Origin of the sequence: Aphanizomenon flos-aquae FACHB-1287 (assembly GCF_014698755.1) — a bacterium.
GTDB classification, from domain to species: domain Bacteria; phylum Cyanobacteriota; class Cyanobacteriia; order Cyanobacteriales; family Nostocaceae; genus Dolichospermum; species Dolichospermum flosaquae.
Genome location: NZ_JACJTO010000012.1, coordinates 1 through 20,533, shown reverse-complemented (window position 1 = coordinate 20,533; position 20,533 = coordinate 1). Strand labels below are relative to the sequence as shown.

Sequence of the window (20,533 nt, the reverse complement as noted above, 5' to 3'; positions counted from 1 at the left end):
CTCCCCACCTGATAGACAATTATATAAATTTGGCAAGAAACTTGTAAAGCTCTTGGGGAGTAATGTGGTATGTCTAAAGGAACAAATTATGGACAAGTTGAGAAGAAAGAAAAATTAGGAAGTTTTTGACCTGTTTTCTACCAAGGGGCTGTAGTTGGGCTAAATTAGGAGAAACCATAGCCAGTGGACTATTATTTATTTTGTAAAGATATTTTTTGTCAAGTTTATTTTAACACTTCGCCAAAAGTTTAACAGCCGATGTCGCCAAATCAAGAAACCCAACCAGTCGAAAAAATCTATTTACCCCGTACCAGCGAGTCAGAAACATTAAAAAAGATTCGCCATACAGCTTCCCATATCATGGCAATGGCAGTACAAAAGCTGTTTCCCAAAGCGCAAGTCACAATTGGACCTTGGATTGAGAATGGGTTTTATTATGACTTTGATAGTCCAGAACCCTTTAGTGATAAGGATTTGAAAACCATTCAAAAAGAAATGGTGAAGATTATTAATCGTAAATTGCCGTTAATTCGGGAAGAAGTCAGCCGAGAAGAAGCACAACACCGCATAGAAGCTATTAAAGAACCCTATAAGTTAGAAATTCTGGGTGATATCAAACAAGAACCCATTACAATTTACCATTTAGGAGAGCAATGGTGGGATTTGTGCGCTGGTCCTCACGTCGAAAATACTAGCGAAATTAATCCCAAAGCTATAGAATTAGAAAGCGTTGCGGGTGCTTATTGGCGGGGAGATGAAAATAAGGCTCAGTTACAACGCATTTATGCTACGGCTTGGGAAACTCCCGAACAACTAGCTGAGTACAAACGCCGCAAAGAAGAAGCTTTACGCCGTGATCATCGTAAAATAGGTAAAGAACTGGGATTATTTATCTTTTCTGATTTAGTTGGTCCTGGTTTACCCTTGTGGACTCCGAAGGGGACTTTGTTAAGAACGATTTTAGAGGACTTTCTCAAAAAAGAACAATTAAAACGGGGTTATTTACCTGTAGTTACTCCCCATATTGCCAGAGTTGATTTATTTAAAACATCTGGACACTGGCAGAAATACAAAGAAGATATGTTTCCGTTAATGGCTGAAAATGAGGAAGCAAAAGCCATAGAACAGGGTTTTGTTCTCAAACCAATGAACTGCCCTTTCCATATTCAAATATACAAGAGTGAATTACGCTCCTATCGGGAATTACCGATGCGGTTGGCGGAATTTGGTACAGTTTACCGTTATGAACAGTCTGGGGAATTGGGTGGTTTAACCAGGGTGCGGGGTTTTACAGTTGATGATTCTCATTTATTTGTGACTCCCGAACAGCTAGATAGTGAATTTCTGAATGTTGTAGACTTGATTTTGAGCGTTTTCAAAAGTCTGCAATTAAAGAATTTTAAAGCTAGATTGAGTTTTCGTGACCCAGCCAGTGATAAATATATTGGTGGGGATGAAGTTTGGGATAAAGCAGAAGGGGCGATTCGTCGGGCTGTGCAACAATTGGGAATGGAGCATTTTGAAGGGATTGGGGAAGCGGCTTTTTATGGTCCTAAACTGGATTTTATTTTCAGTGATGCTTTAGAACGAGAATGGCAATTAGGAACAGTGCAGGTAGATTATAATTTACCGGAACGGTTTGATTTAGAATACGTGGCTGAGGATGGTTCGCGTAAGCGTCCGGTCATGATTCACCGCGCCCCCTTTGGTTCTCTGGAAAGGTTAATTGGGATTTTGATTGAAGAGTATGCGGGTGATTTTCCCTTGTGGTTAGCACCTGTGCAAATCAGGTTATTACCTGTAGGTGATCTTCAATTAGATTTTACCAAAGAAGTGGCAGCCAAGATGGTTGCGTTAGGTATTCGTGCAGAAGTGGATACCAGTGGCGATCGCTTGGGTAAATTGATTCGTAACGCAGAAAAGGATAAAATACCTGTAATGGCGGTGATTGGTGCGAAGGAAGTCGAAACCAACAGCTTGAGTATTCGTACCCGTGCTTCCGGGGAATTGGGAATCATCACCGTGAATGAAGTCATGGACAAAATCACCGAAGCAATTACTAACTTTAGCAACTTCTAGTTAAAGAATGGGCTGGGGACTTACCCAGCCTAAAAGTAGATTAATTCAAAATCATGTATGGTTAGATGTATGGTTAGAATGGATTGTCCAATCTATCTACAGAAACATTAACCGATAATGGTAGACGACCAGGATTTAAACGAGGTTCGGCCGCATAACCTACGGGTACTAAAACAGCAATACCGATATCTGGGTCATTTTCTGCCCCAATTACAACTTTGACCTGTTCTTCAATCCAACCATTCATAAAGCAAGTGGATAAACCCAGACTTTCCGCTGCTAATACTAAATTTGTAGCAGCTATCATCGCATCTTTAATGGCATATTCTCGGCGCTTATCCCCTAAGTGCATTTGAAATTGAGGAATAGCATTTTTAAAATAATTGACTGTTTGCTCATTCCAAGCTCCGGTAGTTGCACCTTGTTCTAAAATAGGTGTTAAATTTTTTTCTCCCGCAGCAGCGTCAGCAGCGAAAACAAAGGTAACAGGCGCTTGAATAATTTGATTTTGATTGTAAGCAGCCGCACATAATGCTTTTTTCTGGGTTTCGTTTTGAACTAACACTATTTTCCACGATTGGATGTTATAACTACTGGGTGCAGCTACGGTTAATTCTACTAATTGTTTGAGTAGTTCTGGGGAAATAGGATCTGGTTTGAAGGTTTTGATGGAACGACGTTGTATGATAGCACTAGGTACATCTAAGGCTTTGATTTCGGTGGAACTCACGCTATTCTCCTCTGTTTTGTTGTATGCGCTTAGTTTAACACTTTTGTGTATGCAGTTCAATTGACTGAATTTTTGATTATTTTATTCATTACAGGGTATTTTCTGATCACGCAGAGACGCAGAGGAGGTAAATACGGAGTTTTTATGGCTGATATCTCTGTTTTTGATTACTTATCTCCGGTAATATATTTTTCTAAGGTATCAGCTAAGGTAGCTTTAGCAACAGCACCAACAACTGTTTTGATTTGTCTTCCTCCTTTAAATATCATCAAAGTGGGAATAGTCCGAATCCCGTAATGACTAGCAACGGTGGGATTTTGATCTGTATTCAGTTTTACTACTTTTATTTGTTCTGCGTATTCTGTAGCTACTTCTTCTACTACGGGGGTTAGCATTTTACAAGGACCACACCAAGGAGCCCAAAAATCAACTAAAACAGGGGTTTGACTTTCTAATACTTCTTGTTTAAATGTAGCTTCAGTGACGTTAGTAATTGATGACATAAATAAATTGTCTCTCTAGACTTGAGTTATTAATTTGATAATATCTAATAAATAGGTGAAGAAACATGATGCTAAGTTTAATTTTACTAAGTTTCTTTTTGTGTATGTAAGTTGGGTTGCGACAGTGAAACCCAACATTTACAAATTATACCTTTTGATTTTTAACTCTGTTCTAGATTACTAGAATTTTGATCTGCACCACAATGATAACAATAAGGTAATCCTCTATAAGTCAAATTATGGCAATTATGACATTCAATATATTGATCATAACCGCAATGAGGACAATGGCTATCTTGAGAACGAATTTTCTTAGCACACCGAATACAGCGTGATTGTTGAATCCTGTTAACTGCTTGAACTTGAGGATTAAATACGATGGTTTGGAAGAATTTAATTATGCCAAAACCAATGACGGGAATTAGCAAAATATAAAGATAATTAATTAGGAAAATTAGCCCACCAAATAGGAAGCTAATCAGATTAAACAATAATTGAAAGATTACACCAATTTGTAAAAATTCAAATACCTTCAAAATTAAGGGTATGAGAAATATAACTAACAAATGCCAGCTTATTAGACTGATTAATCCATATCTTCTGCGTTGACTGAAGCTATTAACTAATAATGCAATTGCAATCAAAGGCAATAGAAAAATAGATTGAAAAAACAATTGGATACTAGGATACCAAAATGATGCGTTTTCATAACCTTTTTTTATTTGCTCAAATTTAGTTTCATCTTTGATAAAAACCAGAAAATTAATACTTTCAGGTTTTGTCAGCAGTTGATTTTGTAGATTAGCAATTTCCTGTTTTAAGTTAGAAATTTTCTGATTATTTTGTGCTAATTCTTGTTTAGCTTTTTCGGCGCGAACCTGATTAATAGAATTACCTGAAGACTGACCAGCAATTTTTTCTAAAAGTGTAGAATCGTATTGCTGAAGAATGGTAGCATTTGCTTGTTCAAGACGACTAATTTTATCTTGCGTCTGATTTATCGTCGTGATAATTTTCTGATTTTCAGGATTATTCAGTTTATCTTTAGATTCAGCATAGTTCAAACAGATTTTGGAAACCTTACCTAAATGTCCATCTTCTGCATTTTGATATGTTTGTTGAATTTTTAGCTCAGAACTTCTCAAAAATTCATAATCTTTGTTTTTGCTAGTATTTGCTTTATAATCGTTCCATTCAAAATAACATGGATAAGATTGAGACGGGCTAAGATACCATTGACTAATATCATTTAAACCCGTAAAAACATTAATTAAAATGAAAATATCAACTAAAATAATGACAATCAAACTCACCTTATTTAGTGGTTCGTTGTTAAGTGTCCGAGAGTTATTAAAAAACCGATTTAAAAGCCGACGGATTCTGGTAAACATATAAACGAGATTTAGAATAGTTACAACTGAAATTAATTTACCATTTTCTGGTTACTTTGGTATTTTTTTTGTTAAGTTTTATATACTTATTAAGTAGTTAGTTGTATTTTTCGTGAGTAGGTTAAATATTTTTGTCTCACGCAGAGGCGCCGCGTGAGACAAATTCCTACTTTGATTCCCGCGCTTCCATAGGCTGGGTAATAGCTTGACAATATCTGATTAAAGTATCAAGACGTTCTTCAATAGTTTTTAATCTAGACTGTAATGTTGTTAATTGCTTTGCTCCTTGGAGAAACATTATATCCACTTCCAGGAGTCGCAACTGTTTACTTATTTCCGTTTTATAGGACTGTTCCTGGGAATTAGCGTCAACTAAAGGAATAATTTGCTGTAAAAAAAATATCTGTAACTTAGTTAAATTTAACCGTAATTCCTCAGCATTGGGTTTATCTGTTGTTACATTAGTTCGTAACTCGTTTATAAATGTTGCCAATTCCTGATATTTATCACAATTTAAATACATTTGTTGCTAGTTAAGATAATATTATTGTCAAGAAAATTTTCTCATACAACCGAAATTTCTTTTGTTTATTATCAAAATCACAAGACTCAACTCAAGATTTGAGACTTGGTTGCCGTTAATAGATTTTTTATGATCTTAGCAGGCAACGATGATAACTACAAGCAATTAGGGCATTGTCTCTAAGTATTCAGGCAACAGTATCTCTTTTATAAGCATCCTGTCAATTTTGCTTATCTCTTGACCTATGCACAAATTAACTTTTTTATTTTATGAGTAGTGTAGCTATCAAACCCCCTACTGATGTTGTTCTCCCGGACTGGCTGAACAAATGTTTAATCGCACCACCAGCGCCAATCTTGACAGAAGAAGAAGAACGAACGTATAACGGTAACGCCTTAATTTGTCGAGCATTTCAGTTTGCATATCAACTACATGAAGGTCAAATTCGGAAATCAGGAGAACCATATATTGCCCATCCTGTCGCTGTAGCCGAAATTCTCCGGGAATTAGGTGGTAGTCCTACTATGATAGCAGCCGGTTTACTTCATGATGTAGTTGAAGATACAGAAGTTACAAATGAAGATATAGAAGCACGTTTTGGACAAGAAGTACGGCGCTTGGTAGAAGGTGTTACCAAACTATCGAAAATAAATTTTACCAGCAAAACCGAAGGTCAAGCGGAAAACTTCCGACGAATGTTTTTGGCTATGGCCCAAGATATTCGCGTAATTGTCGTGAAACTGGCAGACCGTTTGCATAATATGCGGACTCTCCAATATATGTCAGAAGCTAGTCGTCAACGCAGCGCCCAGGAAACACGAGATATTTTTGCACCTTTGGCGAATCGTTTAGGAATTTGGCAGATTAAGTGGGAATTAGAAGATCTAGCATTTAAATATTTAGAACCGGAATCCTATCGAGAAACTCAGGAATGTGTGGCTGAAAAACGCACAGCCAGAGAAGAAAAGCTACTCAAAGCTACGGATACTCTGCACCGTCGGTTACTCAAAGCGGGTATTAATTGTTTGGAAATTAGCGGTCGTCCTAAACACCTTTATAGCATTTATCAAAAAATGCGGCGACAGCAAAAGGAATTTCATGAAATTTACGATTTAGCGGCGCTGCGAATTATTGTCGAAACTAATGAAGAATGCTATCGAGCTTTAGCTGTGGTTCATGATACTTTTCGTCCCATTCCTGGTAGATTTAAAGATTATATAGGTCTGCCTAAACCAAACAATTATCAATCTCTACATACTGGGGTAATTGGTTTCACAGGAAGACCCTTAGAAGTGCAAATTCGCACTCTGGAAATGCACCATATCGCGGAATACGGAATTGCTGCTCATTGGAAGTATAAAGAAACAGGTGGTTCTGAGAATACTCACTTAACAAGTTCTGATGAAAAATTTACTTGGTTACGCCAATTGCTAGATTGGCAAAGTGATTTAAAAGATGCTCAAGAATACTTAGATAGTGTTAAGGATAATCTATTTGAAGATGGCGTTTATGTCTTCACTCCCAAGGGAGATGTTATCCCTTTAAGTCCTGGTTCTACAAGTATAGATTTTGCCTATCGGATTCATACGGAAGTCGGAAATCACTGTGCAGGAGCGCGAGTTAATGGGCGGATTGTTCCCCTGTCAACGCGATTACATAATGGTGATATTGTTGACATTATTACCCAGAAAAATTGTCACCCCAGTTTAGATTGGTTAAATTTTGTCAGCACTTCGGTAGCTAAGTATCGCATTAAACAATGGTATAAGAGATCGCGTCGAGAAGAAAATATTGCCAGGGGACGGGATTTATTAGAAAAGGAATTGGGGAAAGCTGGTTTTGAGAATTTGCTCAAATCGGATGCCATGGAAACTGTGGCGGAAAAGTGTAATTATCATAGTGTGGAGGATTTACTGGCCAGTTTAGGTTATGGGGAAGTCACCTTAAATGTAGTGCTGAATCGTTGGCAGGAAGTCGTTAAAGCTAGACAACCTGTTAGTGATGTGATTCCATTTATCCCCAAGGAATCAACGTCAAGAAGCTCACGGGACGCTTTACCTACCTCCCGTGGTGGTGATTCCCCAATTGTTGGACTAGAGGGTTTAGTTCATCATATTGCTGGTTGTTGTACCCCCATTCCTGGTGAACCCATTGTAGGTGTGGTGACACGAGGACGTGGTATTTCTGTACACCGTCAAGGCTGTCATAATCTAAGTAATGTTGAATGTGAGCGTTTAGTACCAGTGCGTTGGAATTCAGTTATTGAAAACTGCAATCGACCACGTACCTATCCCATTAATTTACAAATTGAAGCCCTAGACAGAGTAGGAGTATTGAAAGATGTTCTATCTCGATTAAGTGATAAAGGTATTAATGTCCGTCATGCTCAAGTAAAAACTTGTCTGGGACAACCTGCTTTGATTGATTTGGGAATTGATGTGCGCGACTGTGTTCAGTTGGAAGGTCTATTTGTTCAAATTAAAAAGATGAGTGATATTCTCAATGTTCGTCGTGTTTGTGAGACTGAGGACTGCGGTTAATAGGATCTTACAGCTATTTTCAATTTTGTTTCGCGCAAAGGCAAAAAAGGGGTCAGCATAACATTTAAATCCTCGATTTCTGGGGCAAATTAAGAAGTCGAGGATTTTATTTATATGGGTAAGTCGATTAACACTTGTATTGTAGTCTAAATATTTAATTTTGTTGTACAGGAAAAGCAACTTTGCTTAAAATTTCCATAGGTTTGATATTTTTAACTAATTCCATTTGTTGTTGATTTTTGACTAATAATGCACCAGCAAACCCCAAAGAGTTGATAGAAATTCCCTCAATTTCCTCTTGTTTACGTGGAACAATTAACATCCATTTTTGTGTAATTAAAAGATTATATGCTCCTGATTGGAGATTATTTTCTAGGGGTTTAATTCCCATTTTCTGGAGTAAAGTATGATATTTTTCTAAGGTTATTTTTGGACTTTCTCCCCTATTAAGATTAGTAAAAGCGTGTAAAAAGGGAAATTCTCGGATAGTTCCCATATCATTTTCTAATTTTGCTGTTTTTAAAAGCGGGGAAATAGGAATATCTGTTTCTGAAAAAGGGACAATTTGTAAATGTTTATGTCGTTGACTCGCACCAGCAAGTTTACCACCATTATAAAATACTAAACCTTCAAATTCCCCTAAACAAGTCCACATTGCTGTAAAATCTTGTAGGGTAAGTAAGCTTTCCTGTTCTTCAAAAATGCGGGTAATAATTAATAGGTGAAAATCAACAACATTAAACTTATTTAAAATACAAACATGAGTATCAGAAATATCTGCTACAAATAAATCTTTTTCATAAGGTAAAAAAGGATTAAACTCTTTACGGGTTTTAGTAATTTGTTGATTTTGTTTTTCTTTATCAGCTTCTTTACGGTTGAGATTTGCTAAAATTCTGACTATAAATTGTACTCCATTTTGTTCAATAATTTCCAATTCTGTGGGAATAGATTTTAAAGCTCCAGATTTTAAAGCCTGCTCTGTTGTAGTTTTGATGCTTGTCCATAATGTACCGGGTTCAAGGAGGATTTTTAGCTGATTCATATTTTATATCATCAATTAATCAATTTATAAACCAAATCTGATTTCTCTATATTATAATTGAAATCAGCAAATTATCACCATTCTAGAGGTGAATCATGGTTCAAACATTAACCAAATTCGTAAGCTTTGAAGAATTTATCCAATTTTATCCAGAAACAGGATCACGTTATGAATTACATAATGGAGAAATTGTAGAAATGAACCCACCAGTAGGAGATCATGAATTTGTAATTGGTTTTTTAGTTCGTAAGATATCAGGAGAATTAGATAGACTTAATCTTTCTTACCTCATACCTAAAACAACATTCATCAAAGCAGCAAAATCTGAATCTGCCTATTTGCCTGATATTTTGTTACTAAATCCTGCTAACTTACTTAATGAACCTTTGTGGAAAAAAGAATCAACCGTTACTCAAGCTGCTTCAGTTCCTTTAGTGATAGAAATTGTTAGCAGTAATTGGCAAACCGATTATACTCATAAAACTAATGATTATGAATCAATGGGTATTCCTGAATATTGGATAGTTGATTATGGTGCTTTCGGTGGTAAAAGATTTATTGGTAATCCTAAACAACCAACTATTTCTATTTATTCTTTAGTTGATGATGAATACATAGTTAATCAATTTAGATGTGATGATTTAATTATATCGCCATTATTTCCAGAACTCAAATTAACACTTTCACAAATTTTACAAAATATATAAATACCGTAAGCATCAGATCCCCGACTTCTCAAAGAAGTTGAGGATCTGATCTAAATCTAAGAACAATATAAAGTATCTCTTGTCTCCCTACCTGTCACGGGATTAGTACCTTTAGCTACCTTACATAATTTATTTTTTTCATCTCGACGCAGTAGGGTATCTGTAAAATCAGCACCATCAATTATAGCGCCATCAAATTTAGCATTAGCGGCAAAAGCCCCTTCTAAAATAGCATTAGTTAAATCAGCTTTAATCAGACGGGCGGAATCTAATGTAGCATTAGTGAGGTTAGCACCCTGTAAATTTGCTGATTCTAAATTAGCAGCAAAAAAACTTACACCAGTTAAATCAGAGTTACTAAAATTACTATAGCGAAGGTTGGCTTTAGTAAAACTAGAGTCTCTTAAATCACGTCCAGAAAAATCAGAGTTGACGAGAATTTCTTTGTTATATTCCAGCGCTACAGCAGGGGTAACAAAACCCATTAAAACTGTGGCGGAAATCATCACCCAAAGTAGTAAACTAAATATATTTATCCAATTTTGATGTTTAGTATTCATGGTATTGTGATTGAATGGCTAATCCTTCTCCATTTAATTATGCAGATATTGGGAACATAGGTGAAGACCTAGTAGCAAAATGGTTACAATCTACAGGTTGGGAAATTTTGCGTCGGCGCTTTTGGTGTCGCTGGGGAGAAATTGATATTATTGCCCAATATCAAGATACAATGTTGGCATTTGTAGAAGTAAAAACCCGAAGTTCTCGTAATTGGGACGAAGGAGGTAAAAATGCCATTACTCTCCAAAAACAAGCGAAAATCTGGCAAACTGCGGAAATATTTTTAGCTGAATATCCCGAAAAAGCTAATTTTTCTTGTCGCTTTGATGTGGCGCTTGTTGACTATCAACTACAAACTAAAAAAATTATTCCTAAAGATTTTTTAGAACGTTTATCTATATCTGGATATGACTTTAGGCTGCACCAATATATTGAAGCAGCTTTTGACCAATAATAATCATGGGGCAATTATTTTTCACTTCGTGATCATACGGGAATAATTTTGAACTTTGAATTGTTTAAGCCAGTGTTTCGGGACAATATCCTAAACCTCGAACAAACTGCTGTCTAAAGGCTTCAATTTCTTCTCTTTCCGGGCTACCATGAGAAACAATTGCTACTTGATAACGGCGCATTACGTCTACAGTAGCTTGTCCCGACTCTAAACTCCAAAGTGCCATTTGTACTCTCATTGCTGGCTGATAGCTAATGCCTAATTCATTGAGAAAAGCCCGAAAATCGCCATTTTGTTGATCTGAGACTGGTTCTCTAAATTTAATCCTCACTATCCAACCATCAATTTGATGAATTATGCTGACAAAGGAAACAGGAAGTTGCGGTCTACTGTGTAAGTATTGAACAATTCTCAGTGTAAGACTGGCATTGCCTAAGTAATATAAATATTCCATCATGATTTTATGGGGTCACATTTAGTTTAGTTTTACCTATCTATTGTCTTCAATTGAGTGAAATTCCTGGTAGGGTAAAAGCACCCGTCTTTATATGGGGAGATTTACCCAATTTGAGCAAAAACAAATAACTTTTGAACCAATTAATTAACTAATTATGAAACAACAAATACTACAAAATCAAACACAACTAGAAGCTGCAAATGATATCAATTTAGATTGTTTGTTGTCTAGTTATGACTACGAACTTCCACCAGAATTAATTGCTCAAAATCCTGCTGTTCCTAGAGATAGTTCTAAGTTATTGGTTGTTAATTCTGCTGAAACTGGTAAAACTATACCACCTTTACATCATATTTTCCGTGATTTATCGGAATTACTGAAGCCAGGGGATTTACTAGTTATGAATAATACAAAAGTAATTCCCGCTCGGTTGTATGGTTGTAGATCTACGGGTGCAGAAGTGGAGGTATTACTGTTAGAGGAACGGAGGCATAATTGCTGGTTAGCTTTAGTAAAACCCGGTAAACGGTTTAAGGTGGGTAGTGAGATTATTTTTACAGCGGTGGGCGATGGGGAAAAACAGGAATTAAGGGCAACAGTTGTAGAGTCAGACCCAGAAACTGGGGGGCGTTTATTACAGTTTGATTTACCCCCAGAAGTTCCTTTAGTGCAGGTGTTAGGGAAGTTTGGACAGATTCCACTACCTCCTTATATTACGGCTTCTACGGCTGCTGATGAACAATATCAGACGGTGTATGCTCAAGAACAAGGAGCGATCGCTGCCCCAACAGCAGGATTGCATTTTACACCAAGTTTATTAGAAAAACTGCGTAATTATGGTATTAACCAGGCTTTTATTACTCTTCATGTTGGTATAGGTACTTTCCGCCCAGTAGAAGTTAAAGACGTTACTAATCATGTCATGCACAAAGAATGGATTGAAGTTTCTTCTGATACCGTTGAGCAAGTTCTGGCTACTCGGGCCGCTGGGGGACGAATTATTGCGGTGGGAACAACAGCGGTAAGGGCTTTGGAAGGTGCTGCACAATTAGGAGCTTTACAGCCTTTTGTGGGTCAAACAAATTTGTTTATTTATCCTGGGTATAAATGGCAGGTTGTGGAGGGTTTAATCACCAATTTTCATTTACCCCGTTCTAGTTTATTAATGCTGGTTAGTGCTTTAATTGGTAGAAAAAGATTGTTAGATCTTTATGAACAAGCTATCGCTGCCCAATATCGCTTTTATTCGTTCGGTGATGCCATGTTGATTTTACCAGAAGGAAAAAATATTCAATGATGAATTTTTGATGAATTTTTAATGAAGTAATAGATAATCTAATTGAGATTAAGTTGATTATAACTAAGGGGTGGTAAATTATGTATCAGATATTTCATAAATTTCCGCATTTCAACGTAGTCCTGGCTACGTACAAGCAAGTATTAACGACTATTATCTCTACTTCTTCTGCATTTTTAATGTTGACCTTACCTGCAATTATTCATGCTCCTAATAGTAAGCTATTAGCAGCAGAAGTTGTTTCTCAAGATTTAGATGCAGCTATATTTTTTCAACAGGGGGTAACATTTTATAATCGTCAAGATTTTCAGAATTCAGAAATTGCTTTTCGCAAAGCCTTAGAGCGAGACCCTAATATTGGCACAGCGCGAAATTATTTAGGGAACATTTTTTTGCAGCAAAATCGTCTCAATTTAGCTATCCAAGAATTTGGAGAAGCTATTAGATTAAGTCCCAATTTGGGAGAAGCTTATTATAATTTAGGTGTAGCTTTGCAAAGACAAGGGCAAAAAGAAGCCGCAATTACAGCTTATCGTCAAGCCTTAGTTGTTACTCCTACTTTAGCTGATGCCTATTATAATACAGGAGTTTTATTGTATGAACAAGAACAGCGTCAAGATGCAATTGCTGCCTATCAACAAGCAATTAACCTAAACAGAAATCATAAAAAGGCCTACTTTAATTTAGCAATTGTTCAACAACAAGAAGGTCAAATAGAAGCGGCTATTTCTGCCTATCAGGAAGTTTTAAAAATAGATCCTGAAAATTTTCTAGCCTATAATAATTTGGGTAGTCTTTTAGTAAATCAAGGCCGAACTGCCGAAGCAATTAATATTTATCAACAAGCAGTTGTTCAAAATGCTAAAAATACCTCAGCTTATTATAATTTAGGAGTAACTTTGTATAATCAAGGTGCTTGGAATGAATCTGCTCGAGCCTTAAAACGTGCTCGTGAACAGTACATAAAAGAGGGAAATATTGAGCAAGTGACTAAAACAGAACAAATCATGCAGCAAATTACCCAGATTTTAGCACCCAAGCAATTGCCAGTAAATCAACCCAATAATGGAACACCAATTATTACCCCACCAGTTGAACAACTGCCGGCAAATCTTCCCCCAGTTGAAGACTTACCTATAAATACTTCAGTAAGGGACAAAACTACTTTACTAAATTTGACACCAAATAAACAAATGACAAATCCAAAATAATGGGTAATTGGTAATTGAGAAAATTATTATTCTCTGTTTCCTGTTCCCTACATTGGTAACCGGTTAATATCTTTATTACAACCAATTACTACCATTACAGAACCTTTTTCTAAACGTTTAGTTGGTTCAGGATTGATGATAAATTTACTATCATGACTTACGGCCAACATATTTAAACCATAACGGTTACGAAGTTGAAGTTCAGCAATAGTTTTCCCATGAAATTCATCAGGAACAATTAACTCCACAATACTATTATCTGGGTCAAGATCAAATCTTTCTAAAATTCCTGGTTTTGTCAGTGTTCGTGCTAAAGCACAACCGGCTTCATATTCAGGAAATACTACATGATCTGCTCCCACTCGATTTAATAATTTATGGTGAACTTCACTAGAGGCTTTAGCAATTACGTGAGGTACACCTCCTTCTTTTACGTTTAAAGTAGTAATAATACTTTCTTGAACGTAGTTACCAATGGCTATAATTACTGTATCAAATTCAAAAATTCCGGCTTCTTTTAGTGCTGCTGGTTCGGTTGAATCTAGTTGTAAAGCATGACTGACTATTTGCTCATTCAAAGCCTCAGAAACCCGTTTTTCGTCAACGTCTGTAGCTAATACTTGATAACCTAAATTATGCAATGTTGAACAAACAGAACGACCAAATCTACCTAAACCAATGACAGCAAATTGGTGGTTATCTTTACGTAAACTGCGAAGAAATTTTAATGATGAAAGATTCATAATTGGTAATGGGTAATGGGTAATGGGTAATGGGTAATGGGTAATGGGTAATGGGTAATGGGTAATGGGTAATTGGTAATTGGTAATGGGTAATTGGTAATTGGTAATGGGTAATGGGTAATGGGTAATTGGTAATGGGTAATTGGTAATTGGTAATTGGTAATTGGTAATTATCCTACAAGGAGATTTTCTTCAGGATAATGAATTCTGCTAGGACGAGGATCACCTAGTATGGATGACATTAATAGTAAAATACCAACTCGACCAATATACATGGTGAGAATTAAAATTAATTTGGCTGCGGTAGAAACAGTAGCTGTAATTCCTGTAGAAAGTCCCACTGTACCAAAGGCTGATACTACTTCAAAAAGAATTTGAATAAAGGGAAATTCCGGGTCGGTAATACTAATTAAAACCGTAGCTACAATCACTGTTGCTAATGAACCAAACACCACACCCACGGCTTTCAAAATTAATGATATGGCAATTTTGCGATTATATAATAATACCTCCTCTTTCCCTTGCAAAATTGCCTTTGTACAACTCGTAATCACTCGTAAAGTTGTGGTTTTAATTCCTCCTCCTGTACCTCCAGGACTTGCACCAATAAACATGAGAGCAATCATAATGAATAATCCAGCATTGGTCATTTTCCCAATATCAATACTATTAAAACCAGCGGTTCTGGTAGTAACTGACTGAAACCAAGCAACTAATAGTTTGTCGGATAAATTTAGTTTTCCAAAGGTACTATCATTTCTAACTTCTATTAAGAAAAGAGCAATTGTGCCTAATATTAATAATATTAAAGTTGTACTCATAGCAACTTTAAAATCTAGGGAAAATGTTAAAAAACTTGTTTTTTTGATGATGCGATTACTTTGATAAGTAAAGCTATCTCTCAACCATAAATACATATCCAAAATTACCTGATAACCAATACCTCCAAAAATAATTAATGTGCCAATTGTTAAAATCACTAAAGGAGAAGATTGATAACTGATTAAATTATCTTTAAATAGACTAAATCCAGCATTATTCCAAGCACTAACACTATGAAAAATTGCTAACCAAGTTCCTTCTTGCCAACCTTTTTCCGGGACAAAAGCTATCATTAATAGCAATACTCCCGTAAGTTCAAACAATAGGGTAGTTGCAATAATAGAACGGATAATTTGAGTGCTTCCACTCATCCCCGGACGATCTAAAGCTTGTTGAATTGCTACTTTTTGTCGCAAATCAAATTTTCTGCCCATTAATAACATTAAAAATGTGGTAGTTGTCATATAACCTAAACCACCAATTTGGGCTAAAAGAGCAATAAATAACTGACCTAAAAAGGAAAAGTCAGTACCAGTGTCTACCACTGCTAAACCAGTCACACAAACTGCGGAGGTGGAAGTAAATAATGCCACAATGGGATCATTCCAATTACCATTACCAGTAGAAAAAGGCATGGTTAAGAGAATTGTTCCTAAGAGAATGACAGCGATAAACCCCAAACAAATTGTCCGAGCAACAGTCATAAATAATTAAAAACCAAGAAAATTTGTGTATTTAGGTTATTTTCAAGATTCGCAAGGTAGAATTAATCAGTTATTCCCAGGCGAAATAATAGCCCTATCTAATTAAAAACATAGATGGTAGCCTAAGAATATATTTTTTCAATTTCCTGTAATCTTTTTATTACTAAATTAATGAGCCAAATACTTTACAAGCAAATTCAGGAATTTTACGATGCTTCTTCCAGTCTATGGGAGCAGATTTGGGGAGAACATATGCACCACGGTTATTATGGTGTAGATGGTAAACAGGTGAAAGAACGCCGTCAAGCACAAATTGATTTAATTGAAGAACTGCTAAAATGGGCTGATGTTCATAGTGCTAAAAATATCCTTGATGTGGGCTGTGGAATAGGTGGTAGTTCTTTATACTTAGCTGAAAAGTTTGGGGCAAATGCCACGGGAATTACATTGAGTCCTGTACAAGCCGCTAGAGCCATGGAAAGATCTTTAGCAATGAATTTGAGTCAAAAGGCTAGATTCATGGTGGCCAATGCCCAGGAAATGCCCTTTGAGGATAATTCTTTTGATTTGGTATGGTCACTAGAAAGCGGTGAACATATGCCAGATAAAACTAAATTTTTGCAAGAGTGCTATCGCGTGTTAAAACCCGGTGGGACTTTGATTATGGTGACATGGTGTCATCGAAATACGGATAAGTCACCACTGACTGCGGATGAACAAAAGCACTTGCAGGATATTTATCAGGTCTATTGTTTACCGTATGTAATTTCTTTAGCGGAGTATGAAGCGATCGCTTGGCAATTACCATTAACTAATATTCGCACGGCTGATTGGTCAACCGCAGTTGCACCTTTTTGGAATGTGGTAATTGATTCAGCATTTACGCCCCAAGCATTTATCGGTTTATTAATGGCGGGTTGGAGTACAATTCAAGGAGCATTGTCTTTGGGGTTAATGCGTCGAGGTTATGAAACTGGGTTAGTTCGCTTTGGTTTATTACGCGGGACAAAGTAAGTTGAATTTTGTATGAAAATATGCTCAATTTAAAGATTAACGAACCACAGAGGCACAGAGGACACGGAGAAGAAGACAAGTTTGGGAAATTTGGCTCGGTTTCATTAAGAAATGGTATCAGTTCAATTTTTTTAGGTGCTTAAGAATAATAAAGGGTAAAAATGAATCAATTTTATCAACAAAGTTCGGCTGTTTCTCCAAAAAGTTGGTTTTATTCTTTTTGGAAGTTTTCCCGTCCTCATACAATTATGGGAACAAGTTTGAGTGTTTTGGGTTTATATTTAATTACTCTGGGTGTCACTTCTACAAGTTTTTCTGGTTTGCATATTGGGCAAATTTTAGGAACATGGATTGCTTGTATAAGTGGTAATATTTATATTGTTGGTTTGAATCAATTGGAAGATATTGATATTGATAAAATCAATAAACCTGATTTACCTTTAGCTTCGGGTGAATTTACCAAAGGACAAGGACAATTAATTGTTGTTATTGCTGGTATTTTGGCTTTGGCTGTAGCCTTGTTAACTGGACCTTTTTTAATGGGAATGGTAACGATAAGTTTAGCAATCGGTACGGCTTATTCTTTACCACCAATTCGGTTAAAACAGTTTCCTTTTTGGGCGGCTTTATGTATTTTTTCGGTGCGGGGAACGATTGTTAATTTAGGTTTGTTTTTGCATTTTAGTTGGGTATTGCAAAGAAGCCAAGGTATTCCAGGTGCAGTTTGGGCTTTAACGATTTTTATCTTAGTATTTACATTTGCGATCGCTATTTTCAAAGATATTCCTGATATGGAAGGTGATAGAGTTTATAATATCACAACTTTTACCCTCCAACTCGGACAACAAAAAGTATTTAATCTGGCACTTTGGGTATTAACAATTTGTTATGGAGGCATGATTTTAGTAGCATTATTTCATCTTGCGGAAGTTAACACCATTTTTGTTTTAATTACCCATACAATAACTTTAATTGTGATGTGGTGGCAAGGTGCAGGGGTTGATTTACAAAACACAAAAGCCATTACTAACTTCTATCAATTTATCTGGAAATTGTTTTTCATTGAATATCTAATTTTTCCCGTCTCCTGTTTATTAGCTTAAAATCATGTTATCAACATTTCCCACATCTAATATTATCGCGGTTTCTGTAGTCATTTTTGGTCTGGCAATTCTTGGTTATTTAAGTATTAAAACATTGATTACCTCTAATTTATTTCAAAAAGGAATCAATTTTTATCAAGCGAAAGATTTTGAAAATGCCGAAATAGCATTTAGAAAAATTATTGCTATCAACTCTACCAATGATATGGTACATTTGCTGTTAGGAGATATTTTAAATCAGCGGGGACAAATTGCTGAAGCAAAAGCATTATATTGTGAAGTAATTGATAGCAGTCCCAAAAATCCTGACGCTTATTTACGTTTAGCGAATATTCTCATGCAGGAACAACAGGAAACAGAAGCAAAAACCAATCTACTACAAGCAAAAGAGTTATTGCAAAAACAGCGTCAACCCGAAAGAGCGAAAAAGGTTAGTCTATTATTAGATAAAATGGCTGCTAAATTACAATAATTAAAATGACTCTTTTGCTGTCGATTAAAGCTTCTTGATTCTCATGAAAATTGCAAAATAACAGGGTTTAGCATTTCTAAACCCCTACAACTAACAAAAAATGTTTAAATTTATCCGTTCCGATTTATCCCAATTTAACGCTTATAAAGCTCATCCCGGTAGTGATAGTGCTGAACCTGTTCCTATTCAATTTGATAGATTAGATACTAATGAAAGTCCATTAGATCTACCACCAGAAATTAAAGAAAAATTAGCTGGGATTTATCAAAAAGTTATTGAAACTAATCGTTATCCTGATGGTGGATATGAAACTCTGAAAAATGCTATTTCTGAATATGTCAATGAATCCGCAAATCTCTCAAATTCAACATTCACTGCTGCAAATATTTCCGTCGGTAATGGTTCAGATGAATTAATTAGATCCCTATTAATTGCCACTAGTTTAGGAGGAGAAGGTTCTATATTAGTTGCCAATCCTACCTTTTCAATGTATGGAATTTTAGCCCAGACTTTGGCCATTCCTGTTGTCACCATAGGGAGAAATCAAAGCAACTTTGAAACTGATTTAGAAGCTGCCAAATCTGCCATTAAACAAACACAAAACCCCCCTATTCGCGTCGTTTTTGTTGTTCATCCTAATTCTCCTACGGGCAATTGTTTAACAACAAGGGAAATAGAATGGTTAAAAAGTTTACCAGAAGAGATTTTGGTAGTTATTGATGAAGCTTACTTTGAATTTAGTCAAACTACCTTAGTTACAGAATTATTGCAACATCCTAACTGGATAATATTACGCACCTTTTCCAAAGCTTTCCGTCTCGCAGCCATGCGTGTAGGTTATTGTATCGCTCATCCAAATGCGATCGCTATTCTAGAAAAAGTCCGTCTTCCTTACAATCTTCCCAGCTTTTCCATTACTTCTGCCCTTATGGCTTTAGAAAATCGGCAACTTTTACTGGAATCAATTCCCCAGACTCTCAGTGAAAGAACCAAAATGATCACAGTTTTATCATCACATCCGAACCTAGAAATTACACCCAGCACCACTAACTTCATTTACTTGCGTGTTAAAACTGATGATTCTCACTCACTAGCTACATTTTTAACAAAAATTAACCAAAAACTCAGAAGTCAGGGTACTCTCATTAGACTTCTACCTAGTGGGTTAAGAATCACTATCGGTACACCAGCAGAAAACACTCGCACTCTAGAACGCATACAAGCAGTTTTAAAATAGTAACGATTAACAATAAATTATTGACGGCCGTATCAATATACATTTTTAGTTACTCATACTTTTTTAATGTAAATCTTGACTTATCCTATATACGCTTATGTAGTAATATACGACGTGAGCGACTAAAGAAAAGTAGATCCCAAGGAGATTCAATTTTATGCACCTGATATGCTAACTTAAAATAAAGCTGACAGGCGTGATGATTATTTTCCAAAACATGGAGATACAAGTCTTGAAATCCCCATTCTAGGGAAATTTGCTCACAGTGAATCAGTAAACTAGAACCTACACCCAATCGGCGATAACTGGGGTGAATAGCTAAATTAGATAGATAAGGAAAAGCCGAATTTGCACTAGTCCAAGAATCTATCAACCTGATACCTATTTCTATAGTTCCCATAATTTTTTGATCTTCAGTAGCAGTGTCAACAGCAACTAAGCAAATATGACGGGACATAGGAAACAGAAGACGATGTCTTAGGTCTTCATAAATACCCATACGAAATAAGGGAAAAGCCCAACCCCATAAACCTTCCTGGGAGTGAAAGCTTTCGGCTACAATTTGGGCAATATTTATTAAATCATCAGATGTAGCTCTACGAATTTGGAGTTGTCCAATAATAGGTAAAGTACCTGTTTCTGGTCTTGCTTGGGGTTGGATAGGGCTAAAAAACCAAGATTTCAAAGCTAGTCGGGGATTAATTTGATTAATAGGAGGAAGAAGATGATTGAAAGTTGGTATCTGACTTTTTTTGATTACCATCCCTCTTCATCTACTTAGCAACAGCTATAACAGGATATATTTCCGTATCTTGGTTAGTCATAATTACAGCAGTTTGATATCAAGTCCAGTACAAGAATAGCTATCTAAATAGGGTCAAAAAACAATCCACAATGATTAAACCAATTGAGAGCATTTTCATCAGTAATAGCATTAACC

Annotated in this window: 20 protein-coding genes; 10 read left to right on the top strand and 10 right to left on the bottom strand. The window is 36.1% G+C overall.

The genetic code is table 11. The features are described 5' to 3' along the window. The first annotated feature begins 258 nt into the window (after positions 1-258). Positions 259-2,079, top strand: a complete 1,821-nt coding sequence (gene thrS, locus H6G44_RS07930; RefSeq protein ID WP_190385955.1) for a threonine--tRNA ligase — start codon at positions 259-261, stop codon at positions 2,077-2,079. A 73-nt stretch (positions 2,080-2,152) separates the two neighbouring features. Here the strand turns inward: thrS and H6G44_RS07925 are convergent, their stop codons facing one another. The 4 genes from H6G44_RS07925 to patD form a co-directional block, all read right to left on the bottom strand. Continuing rightward, positions 2,153-2,809 carry a nitroreductase family protein gene (locus tag H6G44_RS07925; protein ID WP_190385954.1) on the bottom strand — a complete coding sequence of 219 codons (657 nt, stop codon included), beginning with the start codon at positions 2,807-2,809 and terminating at the stop codon, positions 2,153-2,155. 167 nt (positions 2,810-2,976) lie between these two features. Then, a complete protein-coding gene (gene trxA / locus H6G44_RS07920; protein WP_190385953.1) occupies positions 2,977-3,312 on the bottom strand; it encodes a thioredoxin in 336 nt (111 codons plus the stop codon). A gap of 161 nt (positions 3,313-3,473) precedes the next feature. Further along, complete coding sequence (locus H6G44_RS07915) at positions 3,474-4,703, bottom strand: hypothetical protein (protein WP_190385952.1); 1,230 nt, start codon at positions 4,701-4,703, stop codon at positions 3,474-3,476. A gap of 166 nt (positions 4,704-4,869) precedes the next feature. Then, the gene (patD, locus tag H6G44_RS07910; protein WP_190385951.1) at positions 4,870-5,226 is read right to left on the bottom strand and encodes a heterocyst frequency control protein PatD; all 357 of its coding nucleotides are present in this window, start codon (positions 5,224-5,226) and stop codon (positions 4,870-4,872) included. Between the two features lie 269 nt (positions 5,227-5,495). Here patD and H6G44_RS07905 point away from each other — a divergent pair, with 269 nt between their 5' ends. After that, a complete protein-coding gene (locus H6G44_RS07905; protein WP_190385950.1) occupies positions 5,496-7,766 on the top strand; it encodes a RelA/SpoT family protein in 2,271 nt (756 codons plus the stop codon). A gap of 154 nt (positions 7,767-7,920) precedes the next feature. On the opposite strand, the gene H6G44_RS07900 is transcribed toward H6G44_RS07905, so the two are convergent. After that, entirely contained in the window at positions 7,921-8,811 is an 891-nt protein-coding gene (locus tag H6G44_RS07900; RefSeq protein ID WP_190385949.1) for an ATP adenylyltransferase family protein, read from the bottom strand. 95 nt (positions 8,812-8,906) lie between these two features. Between H6G44_RS07900 and H6G44_RS07895 the strand changes: the two genes are divergently transcribed. After that, on the top strand, positions 8,907-9,518 hold the full coding sequence (locus H6G44_RS07895) for a Uma2 family endonuclease (RefSeq protein WP_190385948.1): 612 nt from the start codon (positions 8,907-8,909) through the stop codon (positions 9,516-9,518). A 56-nt stretch (positions 9,519-9,574) separates the two neighbouring features. Here H6G44_RS07895 and H6G44_RS07890 read toward each other — a convergent pair whose 3' ends face one another. Beyond that, positions 9,575-10,078, bottom strand: a complete 504-nt coding sequence (locus tag H6G44_RS07890) for a pentapeptide repeat-containing protein (RefSeq protein ID WP_190385947.1) — start codon at positions 10,076-10,078, stop codon at positions 9,575-9,577. Between the two features lie 14 nt (positions 10,079-10,092). Between H6G44_RS07890 and H6G44_RS07885 the strand changes: the two genes are divergently transcribed. After that, on the top strand, positions 10,093-10,533 hold the full coding sequence (locus tag H6G44_RS07885) for a YraN family protein (protein ID WP_190385946.1): 441 nt from the start codon (positions 10,093-10,095) through the stop codon (positions 10,531-10,533). A gap of 64 nt (positions 10,534-10,597) precedes the next feature. Here H6G44_RS07885 and H6G44_RS07880 read toward each other — a convergent pair whose 3' ends face one another. After that, a complete protein-coding gene (locus tag H6G44_RS07880; RefSeq protein WP_190386018.1) occupies positions 10,598-10,987 on the bottom strand; it encodes a hypothetical protein in 390 nt (129 codons plus the stop codon). A gap of 157 nt (positions 10,988-11,144) precedes the next feature. Between H6G44_RS07880 and queA the strand changes: the two genes are divergently transcribed. Further along, complete coding sequence (gene queA / locus H6G44_RS07875; protein WP_190385945.1) at positions 11,145-12,287, top strand: tRNA preQ1(34) S-adenosylmethionine ribosyltransferase-isomerase QueA; 1,143 nt, start codon at positions 11,145-11,147, stop codon at positions 12,285-12,287. A gap of 80 nt (positions 12,288-12,367) precedes the next feature. After that, the gene (locus tag H6G44_RS07870) at positions 12,368-13,498 is read left to right on the top strand and encodes a tetratricopeptide repeat protein (protein WP_190385944.1); all 1,131 of its coding nucleotides are present in this window, start codon (positions 12,368-12,370) and stop codon (positions 13,496-13,498) included. 47 nt (positions 13,499-13,545) lie between these two features. On the opposite strand, the gene H6G44_RS07865 is transcribed toward H6G44_RS07870, so the two are convergent. Next, entirely contained in the window at positions 13,546-14,241 is a 696-nt protein-coding gene (locus H6G44_RS07865; RefSeq protein WP_190385943.1) for a potassium channel family protein, read from the bottom strand. A 170-nt stretch (positions 14,242-14,411) separates the two neighbouring features. Continuing rightward, positions 14,412-15,767: a TrkH family potassium uptake protein gene (locus H6G44_RS07860; protein ID WP_190385942.1), complete on the bottom strand. Its 1,356-nt coding sequence runs from the start codon at positions 15,765-15,767 to the stop codon at positions 14,412-14,414. Between the two features lie 171 nt (positions 15,768-15,938). Here H6G44_RS07860 and H6G44_RS07855 point away from each other — a divergent pair, with 171 nt between their 5' ends. The 4 genes from H6G44_RS07855 to H6G44_RS07840 all read left to right on the top strand — a co-directional run bounded on the left by H6G44_RS07855 (position 15,939) and on the right by H6G44_RS07840 (position 19,593). Continuing rightward, positions 15,939-16,781 (top strand): methyltransferase domain-containing protein, encoded by an 843-nt coding sequence (locus tag H6G44_RS07855; RefSeq protein ID WP_190385941.1) that lies wholly within the window; start codon positions 15,939-15,941, stop codon positions 16,779-16,781. 161 nt (positions 16,782-16,942) lie between these two features. Then, on the top strand, positions 16,943-17,884 hold the full coding sequence (locus H6G44_RS07850; RefSeq protein WP_190385940.1) for a homogentisate phytyltransferase: 942 nt from the start codon (positions 16,943-16,945) through the stop codon (positions 17,882-17,884). A 4-nt stretch (positions 17,885-17,888) separates the two neighbouring features. Further along, positions 17,889-18,356 (top strand): tetratricopeptide repeat protein, encoded by a 468-nt coding sequence (locus tag H6G44_RS07845; protein WP_190385939.1) that lies wholly within the window; start codon positions 17,889-17,891, stop codon positions 18,354-18,356. A gap of 100 nt (positions 18,357-18,456) precedes the next feature. Then, positions 18,457-19,593 carry a histidinol-phosphate transaminase gene (locus H6G44_RS07840; RefSeq protein ID WP_190385938.1) on the top strand — a complete coding sequence of 379 codons (1,137 nt, stop codon included), beginning with the start codon at positions 18,457-18,459 and terminating at the stop codon, positions 19,591-19,593. Between the two features lie 85 nt (positions 19,594-19,678). Here H6G44_RS07840 and H6G44_RS07835 read toward each other — a convergent pair whose 3' ends face one another. Then, entirely contained in the window at positions 19,679-20,278 is a 600-nt protein-coding gene (locus H6G44_RS07835; protein ID WP_375379355.1) for a GNAT family N-acetyltransferase, read from the bottom strand. Between the last annotated feature and the right edge of the window lie 255 nt (positions 20,279-20,533).

Bases quoted from the DNA above. Each gene is read 5' to 3' on its own strand.
- thrS (WP_190385955.1), top strand. From the start codon at position 259: ATGTCGCCAAATCAAGAAACCCAACCAGTCGAAAAAATCTATTTACCC.
- trxA (WP_190385953.1), bottom strand. From the start codon at position 3,312: ATGTCATCAATTACTAACGTCACTGAAGCTACATTTAAACAAGAAGTA.
- H6G44_RS07915 (WP_190385952.1), bottom strand. From the start codon at position 4,703: ATGTTTACCAGAATCCGTCGGCTTTTAAATCGGTTTTTTAATAACTCT.
- patD (WP_190385951.1), bottom strand. From the start codon at position 5,226: ATGTATTTAAATTGTGATAAATATCAGGAATTGGCAACATTTATAAAC.
- H6G44_RS07905 (WP_190385950.1), top strand. From the start codon at position 5,496: ATGAGTAGTGTAGCTATCAAACCCCCTACTGATGTTGTTCTCCCGGAC.
- H6G44_RS07900 (WP_190385949.1), bottom strand. From the start codon at position 8,811: ATGAATCAGCTAAAAATCCTCCTTGAACCCGGTACATTATGGACAAGC.
- H6G44_RS07895 (WP_190385948.1), top strand. From the start codon at position 8,907: ATGGTTCAAACATTAACCAAATTCGTAAGCTTTGAAGAATTTATCCAA.
- H6G44_RS07890 (WP_190385947.1), bottom strand. From the start codon at position 10,078: ATGAATACTAAACATCAAAATTGGATAAATATATTTAGTTTACTACTT.
- H6G44_RS07885 (WP_190385946.1), top strand. From the start codon at position 10,093: ATGGCTAATCCTTCTCCATTTAATTATGCAGATATTGGGAACATAGGT.
- H6G44_RS07880 (WP_190386018.1), bottom strand. From the start codon at position 10,987: ATGGAATATTTATATTACTTAGGCAATGCCAGTCTTACACTGAGAATT.
- queA (WP_190385945.1), top strand. From the start codon at position 11,145: ATGAAACAACAAATACTACAAAATCAAACACAACTAGAAGCTGCAAAT.
- H6G44_RS07870 (WP_190385944.1), top strand. From the start codon at position 12,368: ATGTATCAGATATTTCATAAATTTCCGCATTTCAACGTAGTCCTGGCT.
- H6G44_RS07865 (WP_190385943.1), bottom strand. From the start codon at position 14,241: ATGAATCTTTCATCATTAAAATTTCTTCGCAGTTTACGTAAAGATAAC.
- H6G44_RS07860 (WP_190385942.1), bottom strand. From the start codon at position 15,767: ATGACTGTTGCTCGGACAATTTGTTTGGGGTTTATCGCTGTCATTCTC.
- H6G44_RS07855 (WP_190385941.1), top strand. From the start codon at position 15,939: ATGAGCCAAATACTTTACAAGCAAATTCAGGAATTTTACGATGCTTCT.
- H6G44_RS07850 (WP_190385940.1), top strand. From the start codon at position 16,943: ATGAATCAATTTTATCAACAAAGTTCGGCTGTTTCTCCAAAAAGTTGG.
- H6G44_RS07845 (WP_190385939.1), top strand. From the start codon at position 17,889: ATGTTATCAACATTTCCCACATCTAATATTATCGCGGTTTCTGTAGTC.
- H6G44_RS07840 (WP_190385938.1), top strand. From the start codon at position 18,457: ATGTTTAAATTTATCCGTTCCGATTTATCCCAATTTAACGCTTATAAA.